Source organism: Streptomyces krungchingensis (genome assembly GCF_054729265.1).
On record NZ_JBPUKY010000001.1, the window covers coordinates 6674065 to 6695819 of the forward strand.

11 protein-coding genes and 1 pseudogene are annotated in these 21755 nt (G+C 70.4%); 3 read left to right on the plus strand and 9 right to left on the minus strand.

Annotation, left to right across the window (positions count from 1 at the left end):
• Positions 1 to 243: 243 nt before the first annotated feature.
• Complete coding sequence (locus tag ACSYGO_RS29465; protein ID WP_426680124.1) at positions 244 to 2562, plus strand: transglycosylase domain-containing protein; 2319 nt, start codon at positions 244 to 246, stop codon at positions 2560 to 2562.
• Between the two features lie 198 nt (positions 2563 to 2760).
• Here the strand turns inward: ACSYGO_RS29465 and ACSYGO_RS29470 are convergent, their stop codons facing one another.
• The 4 genes from ACSYGO_RS29470 to ACSYGO_RS29485 form a co-directional block, all read right to left on the minus strand.
• On the minus strand, positions 2761 to 4200 hold the full coding sequence (locus tag ACSYGO_RS29470; protein WP_426680123.1) for a GH1 family beta-glucosidase: 1440 nt from the start codon (positions 4198 to 4200) through the stop codon (positions 2761 to 2763).
• Positions 4201 to 4308: 108 nt separating this feature from the next.
• On the minus strand, positions 4309 to 5229 hold the full coding sequence (locus ACSYGO_RS29475) for a carbohydrate ABC transporter permease (RefSeq protein ID WP_460388257.1): 921 nt from the start codon (positions 5227 to 5229) through the stop codon (positions 4309 to 4311).
• Positions 5230 to 5241: 12 nt separating this feature from the next.
• Positions 5242 to 6237 carry a carbohydrate ABC transporter permease gene (locus ACSYGO_RS29480; RefSeq protein ID WP_435222363.1) on the minus strand — a complete coding sequence of 332 codons (996 nt, stop codon included), beginning with the start codon at positions 6235 to 6237 and terminating at the stop codon, positions 5242 to 5244.
• 90 nt (positions 6238 to 6327) lie between these two features.
• The gene (locus ACSYGO_RS29485; protein WP_432173836.1) at positions 6328 to 7638 is read right to left on the minus strand and encodes an ABC transporter substrate-binding protein; all 1311 of its coding nucleotides are present in this window, start codon (positions 7636 to 7638) and stop codon (positions 6328 to 6330) included.
• Between the two features lie 313 nt (positions 7639 to 7951).
• On the opposite strand from ACSYGO_RS29485, the pseudogene ACSYGO_RS29490 reads away from it, so the two are divergent.
• Both ACSYGO_RS29490 and ACSYGO_RS29495 read left to right on the plus strand, forming a co-directional pair.
• Positions 7952 to 8962: pseudogene (locus ACSYGO_RS29490) on the plus strand (LacI family DNA-binding transcriptional regulator).
• Between the two features lie 606 nt (positions 8963 to 9568).
• Positions 9569 to 13933, plus strand: coding sequence for a golvesin C-terminal-like domain-containing protein (locus ACSYGO_RS29495; protein ID WP_460388260.1), 4365 nt, complete (start codon positions 9569 to 9571; stop codon positions 13931 to 13933).
• A 232-nt stretch (positions 13934 to 14165) separates the two neighbouring features.
• Here the strand turns inward: ACSYGO_RS29495 and ACSYGO_RS29500 are convergent, their stop codons facing one another.
• From ACSYGO_RS29500 to ACSYGO_RS29520, 5 genes are all read right to left on the minus strand, one after another.
• Positions 14166 to 14735, minus strand: a complete 570-nt coding sequence (locus ACSYGO_RS29500; RefSeq protein ID WP_460388261.1) for a DUF6461 domain-containing protein — start codon at positions 14733 to 14735, stop codon at positions 14166 to 14168.
• 195 nt (positions 14736 to 14930) lie between these two features.
• Positions 14931 to 16394, minus strand: a complete 1464-nt coding sequence (locus ACSYGO_RS29505; protein ID WP_435222368.1) for a catalase — start codon at positions 16392 to 16394, stop codon at positions 14931 to 14933.
• Positions 16395 to 16644: 250 nt separating this feature from the next.
• Positions 16645 to 18822 carry an ATP-binding SpoIIE family protein phosphatase gene (locus tag ACSYGO_RS29510; protein ID WP_460388263.1) on the minus strand — a complete coding sequence of 726 codons (2178 nt, stop codon included), beginning with the start codon at positions 18820 to 18822 and terminating at the stop codon, positions 16645 to 16647.
• 454 nt (positions 18823 to 19276) lie between these two features.
• Positions 19277 to 19969, minus strand: coding sequence for a cytidylyl-2-hydroxypropylphosphonate hydrolase (gene fomD, locus ACSYGO_RS29515; RefSeq protein WP_426680114.1), 693 nt, complete (start codon positions 19967 to 19969; stop codon positions 19277 to 19279).
• A 115-nt stretch (positions 19970 to 20084) separates the two neighbouring features.
• The gene (locus tag ACSYGO_RS29520; protein ID WP_359504380.1) at positions 20085 to 21488 is read right to left on the minus strand and encodes a class II fumarate hydratase; all 1404 of its coding nucleotides are present in this window, start codon (positions 21486 to 21488) and stop codon (positions 20085 to 20087) included.
• Positions 21489 to 21755 lie beyond the last annotated feature (267 nt).

Consider the following 21755-nt stretch of genomic DNA (forward strand, 5'->3'; position numbering starts at 1 on the left):
GCCGCCGGGCCGTACGGCATAGCTTCCTTCTAGCTAACTGATAACACTTTAAATCGCTCGGCAACCTTCCACCCCTCCCGCTCGTCGATTTCGTTGGGGAGGGAGCGCCCGGCGTGCTGATTGTCACGTCCGGAAAAGACCGGATCGGCGGCCCTTTGTCATAGCGCGCGGTGTTAGCTTTCTGAGCTGACCTGAGCGACGAACCTGTGTGCCACACGAGAGTGAAGCGGAGCGGATCGACCCATGGGACGAGCGGAAGAGAGACGAGCGCGGCAGGCACGGGGCCGCCGCGCGGCGCCCAAGCGCTCGTCCGGAGCGGGCGCCGCGGGCGCGCCGGCCGGGGGAAAGAGCCGACGCAGCGGCATACGCCGGTTCGTCAACTGGAAGACGATCACCGGGACGTTCTTCGGCCTCTGCCTGCTCGGCATGGGCGCCTTCATCGTGCTCTACATGGTCGTCGACGTCCCCAAGGGCAACGCGGCCGCACGGCTGCAGAGCAACATCTACAAGTACCGCAACGGCGACGTCCTCGCCCGCACGGGCAAGGTCAACCGTGAGGTCGTGGACCTGTCCAAGGTGCCGAAGAGCGTCCAGAAGACCTTCGTCGCCGCCGAGAACAAGTCCTTCTACAAGGACTCCGGCGTCGACCTCAAGGGCACGGCCCGCGGTCTGATCAACACCCTGTCGGGCAAGGGCAAGCAGGGCGGCTCGACGATCACCCAGCAGTACGTGAAGAACTACTACCTGAACCAGGACCAGACCGTCACGCGCAAGCTGAAGGAACTGGTCATCTCCCTGAAGGTGGACCGCCAGAAGTCCAAGGACGACATCCTCGCGGGCTACATCAACACCAGCTACTACGGCCGCAACGCCTACGGCATCCAGGCCGCGGCGCAGGCGTACTACCGCGTCGACGCGAGCGAGCTGAACGTCGCGCAGGGCGCCTACCTCGCCTCGCTGCTCCAGGCCCCGAGCCAGTACGACTGGGGCGTCGCGACGGCCACCGGCAAGAAGCTGGTCACCGCCCGCTGGAACTACACCCTCGACAACATGGTCGAGCAGGGCTGGCTGGACTCCGGCGAGCGCCAAGGGCTGAAGTTCCCCGTGCCGAAGGACCCCCAGGGCGCCCCGGGCATGGAGGGCCAGACCGGCTACCTGGTCAAGTCCGCAGAGAACGAACTGGCCAAGCAGCTCGTCAGCGACGGCACGGCCTCCGACCTGGACCAGGCCCAGGCGATGGTGGAGGCCGGCGGCTGGACCATCACGCTCAACATCGACAAGAAGAAGCAGGCCCTGCTGGAGAAGACCGTCAAGGCGCAGCTCACCAGCAAGCTGGACCCGAAGAAGCGCAAGGTCGACGGCAACATCCAGGCCGGTGCCGTCTCCGTCGACCCGAAGAACGGCAGGGTCCTCGCGATGTACGGCGGCAAGGACTACTTCAAGCACTACTACAACAACGCCACGCGCCGGGACTACCAGGTCGCCTCGACCTTCAAGCCGCTGATCTTCGCCGCCGCCCTGGAGGAGGAGGCCAAGACGCAGCGCGACAGGCCCATCACGGCGAACACGGTCTACGACGGCACGAACCGCCGGCCCGTGGTCGGCAGCGACATCGGCTTCGCCCCGCCGAACGAGGACGAGCACAGCTACGGCGACGTCACCGTGCAGACCGCGATGAACAAGTCCATCAACTCCGTCTTCGCGCAGATGGGCGTCGACGTCGGCATGGACGAGGTCCTGAAGGTCGCGGACAAGCTCGGCATGGACACCAAGGGTCTCGACGCGGTGCCCGCCCAGACCCTCGGCTCCATGGGCGCGAGCCCGCTGGAGATGGCCGGCGTCTACGCCACGCTCGACAACCACGGCAAGAAGGTCACCCCGGCCATCGTCGCCAAGGCCGAGCACAAGGACCGTTCGGTCGACTTCCCCGACCCGATCGGCGACCCGGTCATCAGCGAGGAGGCGGCCGACACCGTCACCTCGGTGCTGACCGGCGTGGTCGACGACGGTACGGCCAGGACGTCCGTGCGGGACAACCCGTCCCGCGGCGGCCAGCAGGTCGCCGGCAAGACGGGTACGTCCGACAACAACAAGTCGGCCTGGTTCACCGGCTACACGCCGGACCTGGTCACCTCGGTCGGCCTGTTCGGTGAGGGCGCGGTCGGTACCGCCGATGCGGGCAAGCACGTCTCCATGAAGGGCGCCACCGGCCTCGTCGCCGAGGGCGGCCGCGTCAACGGCGGTGGCTTCCCGGCGCAGATCTGGGCGGCGTACACCTTCGACGCGCTGGACGGCAAGGTCACCAAGTTCGACCTCGACACCACGTCGGGCGCGGCTGTGGAGCCGACCGATCTGCCCACCCGCACCCAGACGCCGTCCAGTACGCCGTCGTCGACTCCGACCACCGAGGAGCCGACCACGGAGCCGCCGACGAGCAGCAGTCCGCCGTCTCCGACGGACGAGCCGACGACGACCGAGCCGACGACCACGAGGCCGACCACGCCGACGGGGACACCGACCGACGGAATTCCCGACAACCCCCTCGATCCGGACAGTCAGTAGCGTGCGGAAGGGGCACCCGGTGATCCACCGGGTGCCCGCAGCCGGGGGAGGCCCCGGCCGCCGCCGCCCGGAGAGCCGATCTCCCTGCCGGGACGGTGAGTTGATCCTGTCCCCGGCCCGTGGGAAACGGGCCGGGGACAGGATCCGCGGTGGCGGCACCGTGCGGGGCGGGCAGGGTGGTGCCGCCACCCGGTCCGGTCAGGCGCCGGGCAGGACGCCGGTGCGGGCCACCTCGGAGTACCAGCGGGCACTGGCCTTGGGGATGCGGGTGCCCGTCGGGTAGTCGACGTAGACGGCGCCGAAGCGCTTGCTGTAGCCGTACCCCCACTCGAAGTTGTCCAGCAGCGACCACAGGAAGTAGCCGCGTACGTCCGCGCCGTCGGTGATGGCCTGGTGCACGGCGGCCAGGTGGCCGCGCACGTAGGCGATCCGGTCGGGGTCGTTGACCTTGCCGGAGGGGTCGGCGTAGTCGTCGAAGGCCGCCCCGTTCTCCGTGATGACCAGCGGCAGGGCGGGGAATTCGGATGACACCCGGCGCAGCAGGTCGTACAGGCCGGTGGGGTCGACGGCCCAGCCCATGGCGGTGGTGTCGCCGGGAGGCTGGTGGAAGGCGACCAGGTCCGCTCCGGGCCAGGGGCTGTGCGTGCTCCTGCCGTGTCCGTCCGCGTTGTGCGTGCCGCTGCCGTCGGCCTCCGAAACCAGCGTGGGCGTGTAGTAGTTGATGCCGAGGAAGTCCAGCGGCTGGTTGACCTGCCGGAGGTCGCCGTCGCGTACGAAGGACCAGTCCGTCAGGGCCGCCGTGTCCTTGAGGAGGTCCTCCGGATAGGCGCCCTGCAGCATCGGGCCGGTGAAGACCCGGTTGGCGAGCGCGTCGATCCGGCGGGCGGCGTCGGTGTCGGCGTCGCTGCCGGTCAGTGGGCGCACCTCGTGGAAGTTCAGCGTGACCGAGCACTGGGCGTCGGCGGGAAGCGCGCCGCGCAGTGCCTGCACGGCCAGTCCGTGTCCCAGATTGAGGTGGTGGGCGGCGCGCAGGGCGGCGACCGGGTCGGTGCGGCCGGGGGCGTGGACCCCGGAGCCGTAGCCGAGGAAGGCGCTGCACCAGGGCTCGTTGAGCGTGGTCCAGGTCTTCACCCGGTCGCCGAGGGCGTCCGCGGCGATGCCCGCGTACTCGGCGAACCGCTCGGCCGTGACACGCTCGGGCCAGCCTCCCGCGTCCTCCAACTCCTGCGGCAGGTCCCAGTGGTAGAGCGTGGCCACGGGCGTGATGCCCTTGGCCAGCAGGTCGTCGACCAGACGACGGTAGAAGTCCAGGCCCTTCTGGACGGCGGGGCCGCGGCCGGTGGGCTGGATCCGGGGCCAGGCGAGGGAGAAGCGGTAGGCGCCGAGGCCGAGGTCGGCCAGGAGCGCGACGTCCTCGCGCCAGCGGTGGTAGTGGTCCGTGGCGACGTCGCCGGTGTCGCCGTTGCGGACGCGGCCGGGGGTGCGGGCGTAGACGTCCCAGATGGAGGGGGTGCGGCCATCTTCGGCGGTTGCGCCCTCGATCTGGTACGAGGCGGTCGCGGAGCCCCACAGGAAGCCGTCGGGGAAGGTTCGGGCCGCGTCCGGGGCAGATCCGCCATGTCGTGCTGCGGTGACCACGTAGATCCTCTCAAGGGGTGTGTCGCGGGGGGTGCGAAGAAACAGGGATACGAAAGGGGGGGCGGCCCGGTGACCGGGCGCCGGGCCGGTGCGGAAGGCCGGCCGACGTCAGCCCTTGACGGCGCCGGCCATGATCCCGCTGACGATCTGGCGGCCGAAGACGATGAACATCGCCAGCAGCGGCAGGGTGCCCAGCAGGGCACCCGCCATGATCAGTGACTGGTCGCGGACATAGCCGGCGCTGAGCTGGGTGAGCGCGACCGGGACGGTCGGGTTCGTCATGTCGAGCACCACGAAGGGCCAGAAGAAGTCGTTCCACGCGTGCACGAACGTGATCATGAACAGGACCGCCATCGCGGGCCGTGCGACCGGAAGCACGATGCTCCAGAAGATCCGCAGCGAGTGCGCGCCGTCCACGCGTCCCGCCTCGACGAGCTCGTCCGGCAGCGCCTCCGAGAGGTACTGCCGCATGAAGAACACCCCGACCGCGCTCACCAGCGTGGGGAAGATGACGGCCGGCAGCTGCTGCGACCAGCCGAGCTCGGACATCATCATGAAGAGCGGTACGACGCCGAGCTGCGGCGGCACCATCATGGTGCCGATCACCAGCGTCAGCAGGATGTTGCGTCCCTTGAACCGCAGTTTGGCGAAGGCGAAGCCCGCCAGCGTCGCGAACAGCACCGTGGACAGTGCGATGACCCCGGCCACGATCAGACTGTTGATCATGGCCTTCCCCATCGCCGCCTCGTCCCACGCGCGGGCGAGGTTGCTGAACAGGTTGGGGCCGGGCAGGAACGGCGGAGGCGTCTGGCTGACCCGGGTGTTGTCCGTGGAGGCCGCCACCATCGTCCAGTACAGCGGGAAGACCGACACGATCGCCATGACGGCGAGCAGGACGTAGGCGAGCGGGCCGGCGTGGTGCTGGCGGCCGGCGCGTATGCGCAGCAGCCGACGGCCGGTGCGAGGGGCTTTCGGGGCGGGGGTCCGGACCGCGGTGTCCGTGCGGACCGGGAGGGAGTTGACGGTCATGACGGCTCCTGGTCAGGGCGTGCGGGGGCGCAGCCGGCGGATCAGGCGCTGCGCCGCGAAGACGAGGATGAGCAGCAGGAACATCGCCCAGGCGACGGTCGCCGCGCGGCCCATCTGGTAGTTCTTCCAGCCCTCCTCGTACAGCAGCAGACCCAGCGTCTGGTACTGGTTGTCCGCGCCGCCGGTGACCCCGTTGGGCCCCTGGCCGAAGATCAGCGGCTCACCGAACAGCTGGGTGGCGCCGATGGTGGAGAGCACGATGGTGAAGACGACGGTGGAGCGGATCCCGGGAACGGTGACATGGGTGAACTGCTTCCACCGTGAGGCGCCGTCGAGGGACGCCGCCTCGTACCGCTCGGCAGGGATGGCCTGCATGGCCGCCAGGTACAGCAGCGCGTTGTAGCCGGTCCATCGCCAGATCACGATGGTGGAAATGGCCACCTGGGCGGGCCACTTGTCGGCCTCCCAGTCCAGCGGGTCGATGCCGACCCAGCCGAGCACCCAGTTGATCATGCCGAAGTCGCGTTCGAAGAGCATGGTGAACACGAGGGCGGCCGCGCCGACCGAGGTGGCGTAGGGCACCAGTGACGCGACGCGGAAGAACAGCGAGGCGCGCATCCGGTAGTTGAGCAGGTGCGCCATTCCGAGCGCCATCAGCAGCTGCGGCACCGTGGAGATGACGCCGATGGTGATGGTGTTCTGCAGCGCGTTCCAGAACCGTGAGTCCTTGAACAGGTCGACGTAGTTGTCGAACGCCACCCACTGCATGGAGTCGAGGGTGGCCAGTTCCACGTGGTGCAGCGAGATCCACGCCGTGTACACGAGGGGGTAGAAGCTGAACGCGGCGAAGACCACGAAGAACGGCGCGACGAACGCATACGGCGCGCCCTTGAGGTCGAGCCGGTGCAGCAGCGCGCTGCGCCGCCGGCCCGTCTCCCCGCCGGGGGTCTTCGTGGGCGGACCTGAACGCTCCTCGCCGGCCAGGGCGTTGGTGGTGGAGGTGGCCACCGGACTTCCTTCCTGAGAGCGGATGTCTGAGCCGGGCCCCGGGCGCGCCGGCAGAGTGCGGGCGCGCCCGGGGGGTCGGAGGCCCGAGGGTCAGCCGACCGCCTTGTCGATGCGCTCAGCGGTGGTCTTCCACGCCTTGTCCCGCGACTGGCCCTGCTCGACCAGGGCCAGGCCCTGGGTGAAGGTGTCCTTGATCGTGCCGTCCTTGCGGCCGAGGACCTGCTTGTCGGGGATCTCCTGCGCGGCGGCACCGAAGATCTGGCCGATCGGCGCGTCGCTGAAGTACGCGGAGGTGACGTTCTTGACGTCGTCCTGGTCCAGCGCCTGGCGAGAGGAGGGGAAGTTGCCCAGCTTCTTGAAGATGTAGGCCTGCTGCTCCGGAGCGGTCAGCCAGGCGACGAGCTTCTGGGCCTCCGCCTTCACCGGACTCTTCTCCATCACGCCGAGGAAGGAACCGCCCCAGTTGGCCCCCTTGGGGGCCCTGGCGACGTCCCACTTGCCCTTGTTCTTCTCACCGGCCTTCTCGCTGATGTGGCTCAGCATCCACGCCGGGCAGACCGCGGTGGCGAAGGTGCCGTTGGCCAGTCCCGGGTCCCAACCGGGCTGGAACTGGCGCAACTTCGCGCTCAGCCCGTCGTCGGCGGCGTCCGCGGCAAGGTTCCAGGCCTGCTTGACGACCGGGTTCTTGTCGTAGATCAGGTCGCCGTTCTCGCTGTAGTACTGCTGCGGGTAGCCGTAGACCATGGCGTTGAACAGGCCGCTGGAGGAGTCCATGTACGACACGCGGCCGCCCTTGAAGTCCTTCTTGAAGGTGCGGCCGACCTCGACGTACTTCTTCCAGTCGCCCGCCCACAGCTTGCTGACCTGCTCGCGGTCGGTGGGCAGGCCGGCCTGGGCGAAGTAGTCCTTGCGGTAGCACACGGCCATCGGGCCGGCGTCGGTCCCGAGGCCCAGCACCTTGCCGTCCTCGGTGGTGATCTGGGACTGCTTCCAGGGCAGGAAATGGTCGGTGCCCGGCGTCTTGGAGAAGTCGGCGAAGTTGGCGGCCTGCGTCTCGGTGATCTCCTTGGCCCGGCCGATCTCGATGCCCTGGATGTCCTTCAGGCCGTTGCCCGCGGCGAGATGGGTCTGCAGCGCGGTGTAGTAGGTCTGCTCGTCGCCGGCTATCTCGGCCTTGATCTCGACGTCCGGGTGCTCCTTCTCGTACTGCTCGAGAAGGCCCGACTCCTTGAAGCCCATCACCCCGAACATGCCCATGGTGATGACGGTCCTGCCGTCCTTCTTGCCACCGCCCGTGACCGAGCCGTCACTGCTGCCGCAGCCGGCGACGAGCGCCAACGCGCATACGGCCGCAGCTGCTGACGCCAGCCTCTTTCTGCCGAACGAACCGGGACTGCTCATGGGTCTCCTCCTAGGCGGCGACGCGGACGCGTCGAATTGACACGCTTTGCGACGACTACTGCGGCTCTGGTGGGGTGGTGGGAACGTGCCCATCCCGGACCGAAGAAAAGGTGGGTACGTTCCCACCGACGCATGGCAGACTCACCGCATCGAGCCGATCTGTCAATGACTTGAACGCGACGAAGGGAGATTGGCCGGCCATCGCGTTCGTCGTTCCTGGACGGCGCCGGGCCCGCGCGACAGCGGCGTCTGCAAGAATCGGTGCAGGTCATCAGCGCGGCAGACACTGCCGCGGCTGCCGGGAGGGGAGCGCATGGCTGGGAATCGCCGCCCGACGATCAAGACGGTCGCCGCCCGTGCGGGTGTGGGCAGGACGACGGTGTCCCGGGTCGTCAACGGCTCGGAGCTGGTCAGCGCCGACGCCCGGGCCAGGGTCCTGGCGGCGATCAAGGAACTCAACTACGTCCCCAACACGGTCGCCCGCGGTCTCGTGACCAGTCGCACCGACGCGGTGGCCCTGGTCATCCCGGAATCGGCGAGCCGACTCGGCTCGGAACCGTTCTTCGCGGCACTGATCCGCGGCGTCAGCGAAGCCCTCGCCGACAGCCGGACGCAGCTGCAGTTGATGCTCGTCCGCGACTAGGCCGAGCGGGAGCAGCTCACCGAGTCGGTGGCGGCACGCCGCGTGGACGGCGTCCTGCTGGTCTCCGTCCACGCCGACGATCCGCTGCCCGGGATGCTGGAGGACCTGGGTCTGCCCACCGTGCTGGCCGGCCGCCGCGACGTCGGCGAGCGGCTGAGCTACGTGCACGCCGACAACGCCGGCGGGGCGGCGGAGGCCGTGCGGCACCTGCTGGGCAGCGGACGCACCAAGATCGCCACGATCGCCGGCCCGCTGGACATGGACGTCGGCCGCAGCCGGCTCGAGGGCTGGCGCACCGCTCATCGCGAAGCGGGGGCACCTGCAAGCGAAGTCCTGGTCGAGACCGGCGACTTCAGCTGGGAAAGCGGCCGCCGGGCGATGTTTTCGCTTCTTGAACGCGCCCCTGACCTGGACGCCGTGTTCGCCGCCTCCGACCTCATGGCGCTCGGCGCCCTGGAAGAACTGCGCCGCCGGCAGCGGCAGGTACCCGGTGACGTCGCCGTCGTCGGATTCGAGGACTCACTCGCCCGCTATGCTCACCCGCCCCTGACCACGGTGCGCCAGCCGGTGGAGGAACTGGGCCGCACGATGGTCCGGATCCTCACCGAGATCACCCAGCACGGTGGGGCCCGGCAGCAGGTGATGCTGCCGACGGAACTGGTGGTGCGCGAGTCGGCCTGAGGGCTGTCCCGCAATCCCTGGTGGATCGGCGCGCGGCGTCGGATGCGGTGCATCGCGAGGCGGTGGGGGGTCCTCCCGCCGAACGCAGGGGGCGGTCGTCCTCGTACTGGGCGTATGCGGGCGATCCGACAACGCGGCGAGGTGCTGTAGCTGTCGTCGCGTGCCCGCCAGGGATTACGGGACAGCCCTTGGCCGGGGTCTGCCGGGTCGGACACGGATGCCTGCGCCGAAGCCGAGGACACCGTGCAGCAGCATGCGAAAACGGCGCCCGGTGATTCACCGGACGCCCTTTTCCTCGTGCGCGGGCGGGACTTACCGGATATGTCGACGGTCGATTATTGGCCAGACGTTCCGGAAGCTCAGAGTTCGATGAGAATTTTGTTGACCCGGGCTGCGCGCGCGGATCATGCTTTCCGGTAACGGGGAGGGAACCCAAGTGGCAACGCGCGCTCCACACTGACCAGTGGCCCGCGCCTCTTTACGGCCTGTATTCACGAATTCCGACGACCGTGCGCGGGCTGTCACGCGTGCCCGGATTGCGTTTCATGCGCCCTTTCCCCTTCCAGAACTCCCGCATCGCGGGAGCCCATTTGTGAAGGAGAACCGTTGAGATTCCACAGACGAACGAGGGCACCGCTGGCCGCCGTGGCGGCCGGGGCGGTGCTCGCGGGACTGACCCAGGCCGTGGCCTGGGCCGCCCCGCCCGCACCGGCGGCTCCCGCCACGAAGACGGCGGCCGAAAAACGGCGCGACGCGGTGCCGGCGGCAGAGCGGGCCGCGGTACTGGGCAGGACCTGGAAGAATTCGGGCGACCTGGCGTGGACCACATCGGGTGACGCGGAGGGATTCCACATCCTCACGGCCCGGAAGAAGGACGGCTACACCTGGCACAGCACGGCGTCGCTTTCCGAGCCGGGATTCGACGCCGACGCCTGGATCGGCAACATCTGCGTCACCGGTTCGGGCAAGCGGGCAGTAGTGGTCTACGCGCCCCGCACTTTCACCAACAAACCCCAGCTGATGGCCCGGGGCGGGTTCACCGCTGTCGTCGATCTGGCCTCCGGCCGGGTGACGAAGCTGAAGCTCAAGGCATCGCTGTCGTACTACAACCCGGGCTGCGGGCCGGGGGAGTCGGTGGTCCTGACCCAGTCCGGGGGCGAAGACCTGCCCGGCACCCGGCTGTTCCGGCTGGACGCGTCGACGGGCAGGGTGGGCAAGCCGATCGCGCTGACAGGACAGGTCACCTCGGCCGTCCCGGCCGCGCACGGCTCTGTCCTCGCGGCCTCCGGCGCGGAGGTCGTCAAGATCGACGCCCGTGGCACGCGCAAGGCCCTCGTCCGCACCGACGGTGTCCCCTACCGGCTCACGCCCGACGGCGACGGCGGGCTGGCCTTCCTCGACAAGCGTGGCGCCACGTCCCGGGTGAAGCGCATCGCGGCCGACGCCGTGGCGCACCCGGACCCGCGCGGTACGCGTGCTGCCGTACTGGCCAAGGGGCTCGCGACCGAGACGGGGCTGACCCGGAGCGCCGGCACCGTGTACGTGACCGGCAGCACGCGACCGACGGCCGACCGACTTCCGTCCACCGTACGGCGGTTGGCGTCGGTGCCGAAGGACGCCACCGTCTCCTCGCGCGGCGAGGCCGTCCTGACCCGCACGACATGGGCCGACGGCAAGGGCACGCTGCTGCTGCCCGGCGAGACCGCCAAGGCGCGTACGGTGAAGATGTCCCTGACCACCCGCGCCACGGGGCGTGCGGCGTCCTTCACCGTGGACCCGGCCCGGCGGGTGTCGGCCTTCGCGGGCCAGGGCCGTGACGCCTCGCCGGGTCTGCTGACCGGTTCCGGAGGCGGCGGCAAGGCGTCGGTGACCGCGACGGCCGCCGGTGACCCGAGCGACCCGGTGGAGTCGGAGCGCACCTGCTCCGTGCCCCGCAACGACCCGCGCAACCAGGCCATGCAGCCCAAGCCCCGCCAGGTGGAGTGGGCGGTCGACCAGGCCGTCAAGGGCATGCTCAACACGCACATCTCGCGTGCGGCGAACTGGAAGAACCTCGGCATGCCCGCCTACATGCCGCAGGCCCTCTTCCTGAACCCGGCGCTGGACGGCGGCGGTCGCGCCATGGCGCAGGTCATGCTCGGCGTGACCACCCAGGAGTCGAACATGTGGCAGGCCGCCCGCTCGGCCGTGCCGGGCGTCACCGCCAGCCCGCTGATCGGCAACTACTACGGCATCAACCTCTACGACGGCGACACCAGCAACGACTGGGACGTCAACTTCGCCAAGGCGGACTGCGGTTACGGCATCACGCAGATCACCGACCACATGCGGATGGCCGGACGCGAGGACGGCCACGGCGGTGCCGCCTGGGACTACCAGAAGCAGCGGGCCGCCGCCCTGGACTACACCGCGAACATCTCCGCGGGCCTGCAGACCCTCATCTCCAAGTGGAACGAGACCCGCGCCGCCGGCATGATCGCCAACCACGGCACCACGGGACGGCCCGAGAACTGGTACTTCGCCCTGTGGGCGTACAACTCCGGCTTCCACCCCAACGCCGGCAACGGCTCGCCCTGGGGCCTGGGCTGGGCGAACAACCCCGCCAACCCCGAATGGGACGCCGGACGCCTGCCGTTCATGGAGAACGCCGCAGGCGGCGAGGACGCCAGCGCCGCCGCCCGCCCGCAGAACTGGCCCTACCAGGAGAAGGTCCTCGGCTTCGCCGCACACCCGCCGTCCTTCCTGGAGTCCCCGGGCGTGATGGTCCCGGCCTTCCGCCCCTCCACCTGGAACGGCACCTCCGAGGCCGTCACGGTCAAGGGCAGCGCCCTGTACAACCGCGCCCACCTCAAGGCACCGGAGGACGCGTTCTGCAACTCCTCCAACAGCTGCGACCCGGCCCGGATTTCCGACGGCGCCTCCAACGACACCGCGAGCAGCGGGCCTTGCGGACGCAGCGACTTCCAGTGCTGGTGGAACAAGCCGGTGACCTGGAAGAGCGACTGCGCCGACACGTGCGGATACGAGTTCATCCGCTTCGGTGACAGCATGCCGGAGGAGGCCGACGGCACGGCGTACCCGCCCGTGTGCAGCACCAGCGGCCTTCCGGGCAACGCGATCGTCGTCGACGACGTGCCGGCGGGCACCCCGGTCGTCCGCCCCGGCTGCACCAACTCCTGGACGAACTCCGGGACGTTCAGCTTCAACTTCGCCAACAACGGAGTGGAGACCGTCTATCCCGCCAAGGTCGACCTCCACCAGCTGGGCGCGGGCTTCGGCGGCCACTTCTACTTCGGCCACACCCGCCAGGACGACGCCAAGGGCCGGCGGCTGAAGATCACCGGCACCTGGAAGCTGAAGGACACGCTCAAGGGCCAGGCGAAGGTCATGGTGCATCTGCCCGACCACGGAGCGCAGACCAACTACGCGCGGTACGAGATCGACACCGCGTACGGGACCGAGACCCGCACGATCAAGCAGCCCGGAGACGGCAACCGCTGGGTGTCGCTCGGCGCGTACCGCTTCGACAACGCAGCCGCGGTGCGGCTGGACACCATCACCCCGGACGGCACCGGGGACCAGGACATCGCCTTCGACGCGGTGGCCTTCGTGCCGGGCAGCTACGACCTGATCACCGACATGCGGCTGCCGGAGTGGAACCCCGGCGCTCCCGAGCCGCCCGCGGTGGAGCCCGTCACCACCCTGCCCGGACACGTCTTCCCGCGGCCCGGTGTGCAGTCCTCCCGCGCGGGGGCGACCGCCGACGAACACCCGCGTGCCTTCGACTGCCGTGCCGTCAAGGGCAAGAAGGACTCCGAGGTCTGTCTGGAGTTCCGAGGGAAGCCGGCCGGGAAGACGGCGCAGCGCAAGGGGGCCGCGGCCGCGGCGGGCACCGCGTTCTGCTCCAAGAGCGGCGCCGACATGTTCTACACACGCACCAGAGCGTGTCTCCAGGACAGCTTCTCGGCCACGCTGTACGAGAACGGCACGCCCATCGCGCAGAACATCTACGCGTACAAGCACGAGATCGACCTGAACCTCGACAGCCCCACGATCCAGCAGACCGTGTCGGTCCAGCCGACGACGGTCGACCCGAAGGTTCCGCCCGTCACGATCAACGTGCAGTCCTTCTGCCAGTCCAACTGCTCGTCGGCCGGGATCACCTGGTCCGGCCTGCCGGAGTGGTCGGGCCTCGACAAGCACGAGGCGGTCGGCCGGATCGACCACACCTGGTCGGGCACGGCGGGCAACGAGACCGTCCACCTGAACTGGATCCTCTCCTCGACCATGGGCGGCGCCCCGAACGGCGGTGCGGACTACCAGCCGCCGAGCGGGAAGCTCGGCATCCGCTGCGACCGTGAGGCCAAGGGCAAGAGCACGGTGGGATGCGTCTTCCCCGACTACATCCCGACGTACGTCGTCAACACCGAGGCGAACCCCTCGGCGGCGGCGTTCTACTGGATCCTCATGCAGAAGCTGCCGTACCACCCGGGCAGCCGCGATCACAGTTCGCCGCTGAACTACCTGGCGAGCACCGACCGCCAGAAGGCGAACCGCAAGGTGATCTGTCCGACGAGCGGACCCGACAAGTTCGTCGGCCACCCCGACTCGAAGCCGCCGAACAGCACGTCGAGCTGTGACGAGTACCCGTTCGCGGCGACCTACCAGAGCGGTGGCATGCCCCCGCAGGCGGTGAGCAACGGCAAGGAGTGCACCCAGCTGTACGCCAAGCCGCTCAGCACCGGCTGGACCCTGCTGGAGGACCCGCGCTACGCCCGGGTGAACACCTGGAACGAGATCTGCGGCCGGGCCAGCATTCCGGGCGACGAGAACTCGGGAGCGGCCAACCGGATCGGCCTGTTCTTCGTGCCGAACAACCGGATGCTCGACAAGGACGCGTTCTATGTGAGCGTGCCGGGCTTCGAGGGGTGCACGGATCTCTCGCAGATCTGTGTGGTCCGTACCCGGTAGGGCAGCGGACCGTCAGGTCCCGCGGGCACGGCCGGAGCCGTGCCCGCGACCGCCCGGCCCACAGGAGCCCGGCCGATCGGCGTCATGCCGGCCGGCCGGGCTCCGGTCTCCGCGCCGACCCGCCAGGACGGACGGCCCCGCGGGACGGACGGCCAGGTGGGACGGACGGCCCGGCGCGACGGAACGCGCCGCGCCGGTGCATCCGGCGCGTCCGGCGCGTCCGGGACAGCCCTCAGGACAGAAGAACCGCCGGCAGCGTTCCGGCCTCGAGTGCCGTGCGGGGGAGGTCCAGCGCGAAGACCCGTTCCGCCACGGTGAGGATCCGCTGCTCGGGCTCCCAGTCCTCCGGGTCCGCCGTGCCGTCCGGCAGCAGCATGCCCGCGCTCTGCATGGCCGGGACGAGGAACGACGGGTCGCTGCCGCCGATCTGCTCGGCCTCCACGCCCGGTTCGAAGTCCGCCGCGATCTCGCCGTCGCGGGCGTGGACGAACCAGTACGGCGGCATCCCGCTGTCCAGCAGCATGACCGCCTCGGTGCCCTCGGAGACGCGCCGCAGCAGGCGCCGGTCGGTGCCCTCGGCGCTCGCGGGTTCCAGGGCGAAGGCCCAGCCGTTGCTCGTGCCCAGCCGGGCGACCGGGCCCTTGTCGCCGGCGAGCTCCAGCGCGTCCTCGGCGGACAGGGAAGGCATGATCCGCCCGGGGGCCCCGCCCATCCGGCGGACCAGTTCCTCCGCGCTCAGGCCTTTGGCGAAGGTGACGCAGTAGGCGTCGTAGGTCTCCCGGATCCATGCGATGCCGTCCACAGTGCCGTCCCCGCCTCTCGCCGCCGCACGGGCCCGCCCGATCCGGCCCTTCCGGTGTTCCGGAACCGTATCCGGGTTCGCGGACGACGGCGCGGCCTTCGCCACCACGGCGGCTGAAAATGATCTGCGACGACGACGCCCCGCCCTCCGCGGTGTGCAGGGGCGGGGCGCCGGGGTCGTCCGGACGGGACCGGGTCAGCCTCCGTTGACCTGGTGCGCGATCCGGTCGCCGATCTCCTTGTCGATGTTGCGCCAGTACTGGAGCGCGCGGTCCAGGACCGGCCGCGACACGTCGGCCTTCAGATGCCCGGTGACGTTCGACACCAGCCGGTCACGGGCCGCGTCGTCGAGCACCTGGCGGACCAGCGTGCCGGGCTGCCCCCAGTCGTCGTCCTCGCTGTGCAGCCGGTACGCCTCGCGCACCAGCTCGCCCGCGGTCTCCCAGCTCGCCGGATCCCCGAACTGCCCGTAGTCGGCGTCGGGTCCGCCGTACGAGTTGGGCGCGTACGGCCGGGCGGCGTTCGACGGCTCGTAGCGCATCGGGCCGTCCTTGGCGTACGAGTTGACCGGGGAGTGCGGCCGGTTGGGCGGCAGCTGGCTGTAGTTGGGGCCGATCCGGTACCGGTGCGTGTCCGGGTACGAGAAGAGCCGGCCCAGCAGCATCTTGTCCGGCGAGGGGCCGATGCCCGGGACCAGGTTCGAGGGCTCGAAGGCGGCCTGCTCGATGTGGATGAAGTAGTCCTCGGGATTCCTGTGCAGGGTCATCCGGCCGACGTCGATGAGCGGGTAGTCCCCGTGCGGCCAGACCTTCGTCAGGTCGAACGGATTGAAGCGGTAGTCCGCCGCGTCGTCGAACGGCATGATCTGGACCTTCAGCGTCCAGCTCGGAGCGTTCCCCGACTCGATCGACTCGTACAGGTCCCGGCGGTGCACGTCGGCGTCCGTGCCGGCCAGCTCGTCGGCCTCCGCCTGGGTGAGGAAGTCGATGCCCTGGTCGGTCTTGAAGTGGTACTTCACCCAGAACCGCTCACCGGCACCGTTGATCCACATGTAGGTGTGGGACGAGTAGCCGTTCATGTGGCGGTACGTCTTGGGGATGCCGCGGTCGCCCATCAGCCAGGTGACCTGGTGCGCCGACTCGGGCGAGAGCGTCCAGAAGTCCCACTGCATGTCGTTGCTGCGCAGCCCGGTCGCCGGGTGGCGCTTCTGCGAGCGGATGAAGTCCTGGAACTTGATCGTGTCACGGACGAAGAAGACCGGAGTGTTGTTGCCCACCAGGTCGTAATTGCCGAGCTCCGTGTAGAACTTGAGCGCGAAGCCGCGGGGGTCGCGCCAGGTGTCCGGCGATCCCTGCTCGCCGGCGACGGTGGAGAACCGTGCCAGCATCTCGGTGCGCTTGCCCGGCTGGAAGAGATCCGCCTTGGTGAACTGACTGACGTCGTTGGTGACTTCGAAGAATCCGTACGCTCCACTGCCCTTGGCGTGCACCACCCGCTCGGGGACCCGTTCCCGGTTGAACTGGGCCATCTTCTCGATCAGGTAGTGGTCCTGGAGCAGGATCGGTCCGTCGGGGCCGACGGTGAGCGAGTGCTCGTCGCTCTCCACCGGATTCCCGACGTTGTTCGTGGTGTACGGAGCCTTCTGGGGTGCCTGCGTCACGAGCGTCCTCCCGTCGGAAAAGAGTCGTCAGGTCGCTTCGCTCACCCCAGCAGTCAACGCCGCCGACGGAATGTCGGCAACATGTGGACCGAGTTCGTCCACATCTGGACCCTGTCCGGTCCCGGCACCGGTCCGGCGCCGACGGGGATGCCGACGCCGGAAATCGGCCCGGCGCCGGGCACAGGCGCCCGGCGCCGCACGTCCGTGCCGGTCCGGGCCGCCCCGGGGTGAGACGGGGCGAGTACCCCCCTCAGCCCCGGTTCAACTCGAACCAGACGACCTTTCCGGTGCTCAGCCGTGTCGCGCCCCACCGCCTGGCCAGCCGGTTCACCAGGTACAGCCCACGGCCGCCCTCGTCGGTGGCGCGGGCCTGCCGCAGCCTGGGCAGCTGCGGCACGTCGTCACCGACCTCGCAGCGCAGGACGTCGGTCCGCAGCAGCCGCAGCGTCACCGGCCGTGACGCATAGCGCACGGCGTTCGTCACGACCTCGCTGACGAGCAGCTCCACCGAGTCGGTCAGCTCCTCCAGGCCCCACCGTGACAGCGCGCGCCGGGCCAGCTTGCGGGCCCGCCCCGGAGCGGCGTCCTCCGGCTCCAGGAACCAGTACGCGACGTCGCTCGGCGCGATCCCGTCGAAGCGGGCCGCGAGCAGCGCGATGTCGTCGTCCCGGTCACCCGGACCGAGCATGTCGAGCACCTCGTCGCACAGCGCCTCCAGCGGCGGCGGGTGGTCGGGCCCGGTCAGCTGCGCCGTGGCGGCCAGCCGCTCCCGCAGCTGCTCTATGCCGGTCCACACGTCCCTGAGCCGGGACTCGACCAGACCGTCGGTGTACAGCAGCAGCGTCGCCCCGGCAGGCGCGTCCAGCTCGACCGCCTCGAAGTCCACGCCACCCACGCCGATCGGGGCGCCCGGCGGCACCCGCAGCACCTCGGCGCGCCCGCCCAGATGCAGCAGGACCGGCGGCGGATGGCCGGCGTTGGCGATGGTGATGCGGTGCGAGACCGGGTCGTAGACCGCGTACAGGCAGGTCGCCATGCGGTCGGTGCCCAGCCGCTGCGCCTGCTCGTCGAGGTGGTGCAGCACCTCCTGAGGCGGCAGATCCAGCCCCGCGAGGGTCTGCGCGGTCGTCCGCAGCTGCCCCATGATCGCCGCCGACGTCATCGAGTGCCCCATGACGTCACCGACGACCAGGGCGACCCGGCTGCCCGGCAGCGGGATCGCGTCGTACCAGTCCCCGCCGACGCGCGCCGTCTCGGCGGCGGGCAGGTAGCGGCTGGCCAGCCGCACGCCCGTGGGCCGCGGCAGCGTCTCGGGCAGCATCGTGCGCTGGAGCTCGTCGGCGATGTACGCCTCACGCCCGTACAGCACGGCCTTGTCGATGCCGAGGGCACTGTGTGTGGCGAGCTGCGCGGCGACCAGCAGATCGTCCGCCTCGAAGGCGAGACGCTCCGGGCGGCGCAGGAACAGGGCCGCGCCGATCACCCTGCGGCGCCCGCGCAGCGGGGCCAGGATCGCGCGCTGCCCGCCGGGGACCACCAGATCGTCGCCGAGCAGCTCGGGCAGCGCCGCCCGTGCGGCGGGCGCGTCCGCGAACACCGGGCGGACACCGCGCAGCACCTCGGCGAGGGCACCGCCAGGGCGCACCTCGCACAGCTCGGCCGTCATCGCCGACAGTTCGCTCGGCTCGGGCCGCAGCGCGGGCATGAAGCCGCCGTCCGTGTCCCGCTCCTCGGGAATCCGGTCGGTGCGCCGCAGCCGCAGCACGAGGGGCCCGGTGGGCCGCTCGTCGCCGACCGGCAGCGGGTCGCGCAGATAGACGAGGATCGCGTCCGAGAACGTCGGCACGGTGGCCCGGCACAGGCCCATCACGATCTCGTCGAGGTCGATGCCGCGCGCGATCCTTCGGGTCGCCGCGCCCACGAAGCGCAGCCGGTCGCCGTCCCTGCGCATCGGCATCGGGCCGCCCTGCGGCAGCGTCTGCCCGGTGCGCCGCTCCTTGGCGCCGAGGGCGCGCGGCGGGCGGTCCTGCTCCGCGGCCGGCTGGGCCGGGATGCCCTCCGGCGCGGGGCGCGGGCGGTGCGTGTCGGGTTCGGTCGCCGACGGCTGGGAGTGTTCGGAGCCGGAGGAGGCGGGCGGCGGTGTGGACGCGCCGGTGCCGGAGGAGCCCGACGACGACGTCATGTCGACGTCGGCCGAGACCTGACCGGTGGCGCGCCGGCCGCACGGCGTGGCGGCGGCCGGTCCCTGGGGCGCGTCGCCCGTGCGGGCGGACTGGACGGGTAACGCGGAGGCACCCGGCAGGGATGACGACTGTTCCGGGGTACGCAGGAGCGCCCCGCGGGGGTCCGCGGGGGCGGGCGGCCGGCCGGCACCGGGCTGGCGGCGCTCGTGCGAGGTGGGGTACTCCGTCACGCGTGTCGAATCCATCCGTCCGGGGCTGCGCGCCGTGCGTGCAGTTCGTCCCGCAGCCCCGATACCCGGAATGTGTGCCCCAGGAACGGAATCTGCGCGTCGTCGGGGTCGGGCCCGAGGGTGAGCACGGCCGCGGCCGTGCCGGGGACGGGCCGCGCCGACCGGAGCGCCGTGCGCGACACCGCGTCAGGCAGCCCTGCGGGCCGCGCGGACGACGCCGTGCCGGACGACGCCGACAGGGAAACCGTACGCGACCGCGCGCCGGACGCCGACGGCAGCGCCGCGCGGGACGCCGCTGTGTCCGGTCCGCCACGGGCCGCGCCGCCGTGCCCCTCGTACCGCTCGCTCACGTCCTGCCGCCCCTCGATGACATATGGTCAAGCCCGGCTCGTACTGCGGGAGTTGTTGCTGCGGTGCGCCCTTGCGGAAGACGATCCTACGGTTGTACCACGGGGGCGCATCAAGGGTCTCATGAGGACACGTGCGCGGGCGTACGGTCCCAGTCATCGGGCAGGAAGGGAACCGGCCAGGACGGATCCGGCCGCCAGTGCTGCCATCCGTCCGAGAACGGCGCGCCCCACGACGTGATCACATCCACGGCCGACCAGCCCGCCTCCCGCACCCGCGCCGCCAGTTGAGCGTCCATCAGACCGGCCCGCTGGGCCATCGCGAACTCGTCCTCGTCGAGCCAGCGCCAACTCCGGTCCGGGTGGACGGAGATGTCCAGGAAGTGGTCCTCGGAGTCGACCCCGCCCTCCCAACGGGTCAGCGGTGCCTCAAGATTCACGTACCAGTTCTTGAAACGCCAGCCCGGATCCCAGAACAGCCACACCGACCAGGCGTCCCCGGGCCGCGCCAGCTTCAGCACCCCGGTGCCGAACCAGCGGTCGCGCAGCACCGAGCGCGGCTTGGTGTAGCGCGACTCGAGCGGCTCCCCGTGCACCGGCGTACCGTCGGCCAGCACCGGCTTCACGCACTCCGTGCCCGGGGCCATCCACACGGCGAGCAGCTCCGGATCATCGCGCACGACGGTCACCGGACGGCAGATGTGGAAGCGCGCGCCGGCGTTCTCCCGGTACCGCCACAGGATGTGACTGCCGGGGGTCCAGTGCTCCGCCGGCCCGTCCGCTCCCACTCGCCTCACCGCTCCACCGTCTGCCATGAACAGATATTAGGTGCCCCAGGCATACGACGCTGCGGCACGCGTCACGGTTCTCGTCAGCCGGCCCAGGACGTAACCGCCATGTCATCCGGCGTCCGCGGAGAGGCGGGAGCCGTCACGGGCGCGTCATCCGCAGGACATCCAGCGCCTCGTCCAGCTGCTCCAGGGTGAGGTCCCCGCGCTCCACGTGACCGGACTCCAGGACCACCTGGCGGATCGTCTTCCGCTCCGCCAGCGCCTTCTTGGCGACCTTCGCGGCCTCCTCGTACCCGATGTACTTGTTGAGCGGCGTCACCACGGACGGTGACGACTCGGCGTACTCGCGGGCCCGCTCGCGGTGCGCGACGATCCCGTCGACGGTGCGGTCGGCGAGCAGCCGGGACACATTGGCGAGCAGCCGGACCGACTCCAGGACGTTCCTGGCGATGACCGGCAGCATGACGTTCAGTTCGAAGTTCCCGGCCGCTCCGGCCACCGCGACCGTGGCGTCGTTCCCGGTGACCTGGGCGGCGACCATGAGCACGGCCTCCGGGATGACGGGGTTCACCTTCCCCGGCATGATCGACGATCCGGGCTGGAGGTCGGGCAGGGCGATCTCGGCCAGACCGGTGCGCGGCCCGGAGGCCATCCACCGCAGATCGTTGGCGATCTTCGTCAGACCCACCGCGACGGTCCTGAGCTGCCCGCTGGTCTCGACGATGCCGTCGCGCGCGCCCTGCGCCTCGAAGTGGTCGCGGGCCTCCGTCAGCGGCAGCCCCGTGGCCCGGGCCACCTCCGCGATGACGGCGGCGGAGAATCCCGGCGGCGTGTTGATCCCGGTCCCCACGGCGGTGCCGCCGAGCGGCAGTTCGGCGAGCCGGGGCAGCGAGGCGCGCAGCCGCTCCACCCCGTACCGGACCTGGGCCGCGTACCCACCGAACTCCTGCCCCAGCGTCACGGGTGTCGCGTCCATCAGGTGCGTGCGCCCGGACTTCACGACGTCGGCGAACTCCCGCGCCTTGCGCTCCAGCGCGGTCGCCAGATGCTCCAGCGCGGGGATCAGGTCCCGGGTCACGGCCGCGGTCGCGGCGATGTGGATGGAGGAGGGGAACACGTCGTTCGACGACTGGGACGCGTTCACCTGGTCGTTGGGGTGCACGTCCCGGCCGAGCCGCTCGCTCGCGAGCGTGGCGATGACCTCGTTGGTGTTCATGTTGGACGACGTCCCGGACCCCGTCTGGAACACGTCGACCGGGAAGTGCGCGTCCCAGCGGCCCTCCGCGACCTCGGCGGCGGCCTCCTGGATCGCCTCCGCGACGTCCTTGCCGATCACGCCCAGCTCGCCGTTCACCTTCGCCGCGGCGGCCTTGATCCGGGCGAGCGCCTCGATGTGGGCCCGCTCGATCCGCTGCCCCGAGATCGGGAAGTTCTCCACGGCGCGCTGTGTCTGCGCCCGCCACTTCGCGTCGGCCGGCACCCGGACCTCACCCATGGAGTCGTGCTCGGTCCGGTACGCGGTTTCCGCCTGGCCATCTGTCATTGACGACACCTCCATGGGGGACAGCATCCTGGACCCCACGGGTGTTCCCACCGCGGCCGGTCAGCGGGGCGGAGGGTGTTCGTCCGGGCGGACCAGCCGTACGCCACGGGCACGCCGCCCGTCCTGGACACGCGCGCGGAGGCGGCGGAGGACAGCCCTCGGGATGGACCGCCCTCACCCGCACACGCCGAAAGGGCCGCTCCGACGGAGCGGCCCTTTCGGCGGACCCCCGGTCGCGCAGGGCCACCCCCCGAGGAGCGGCCCTGC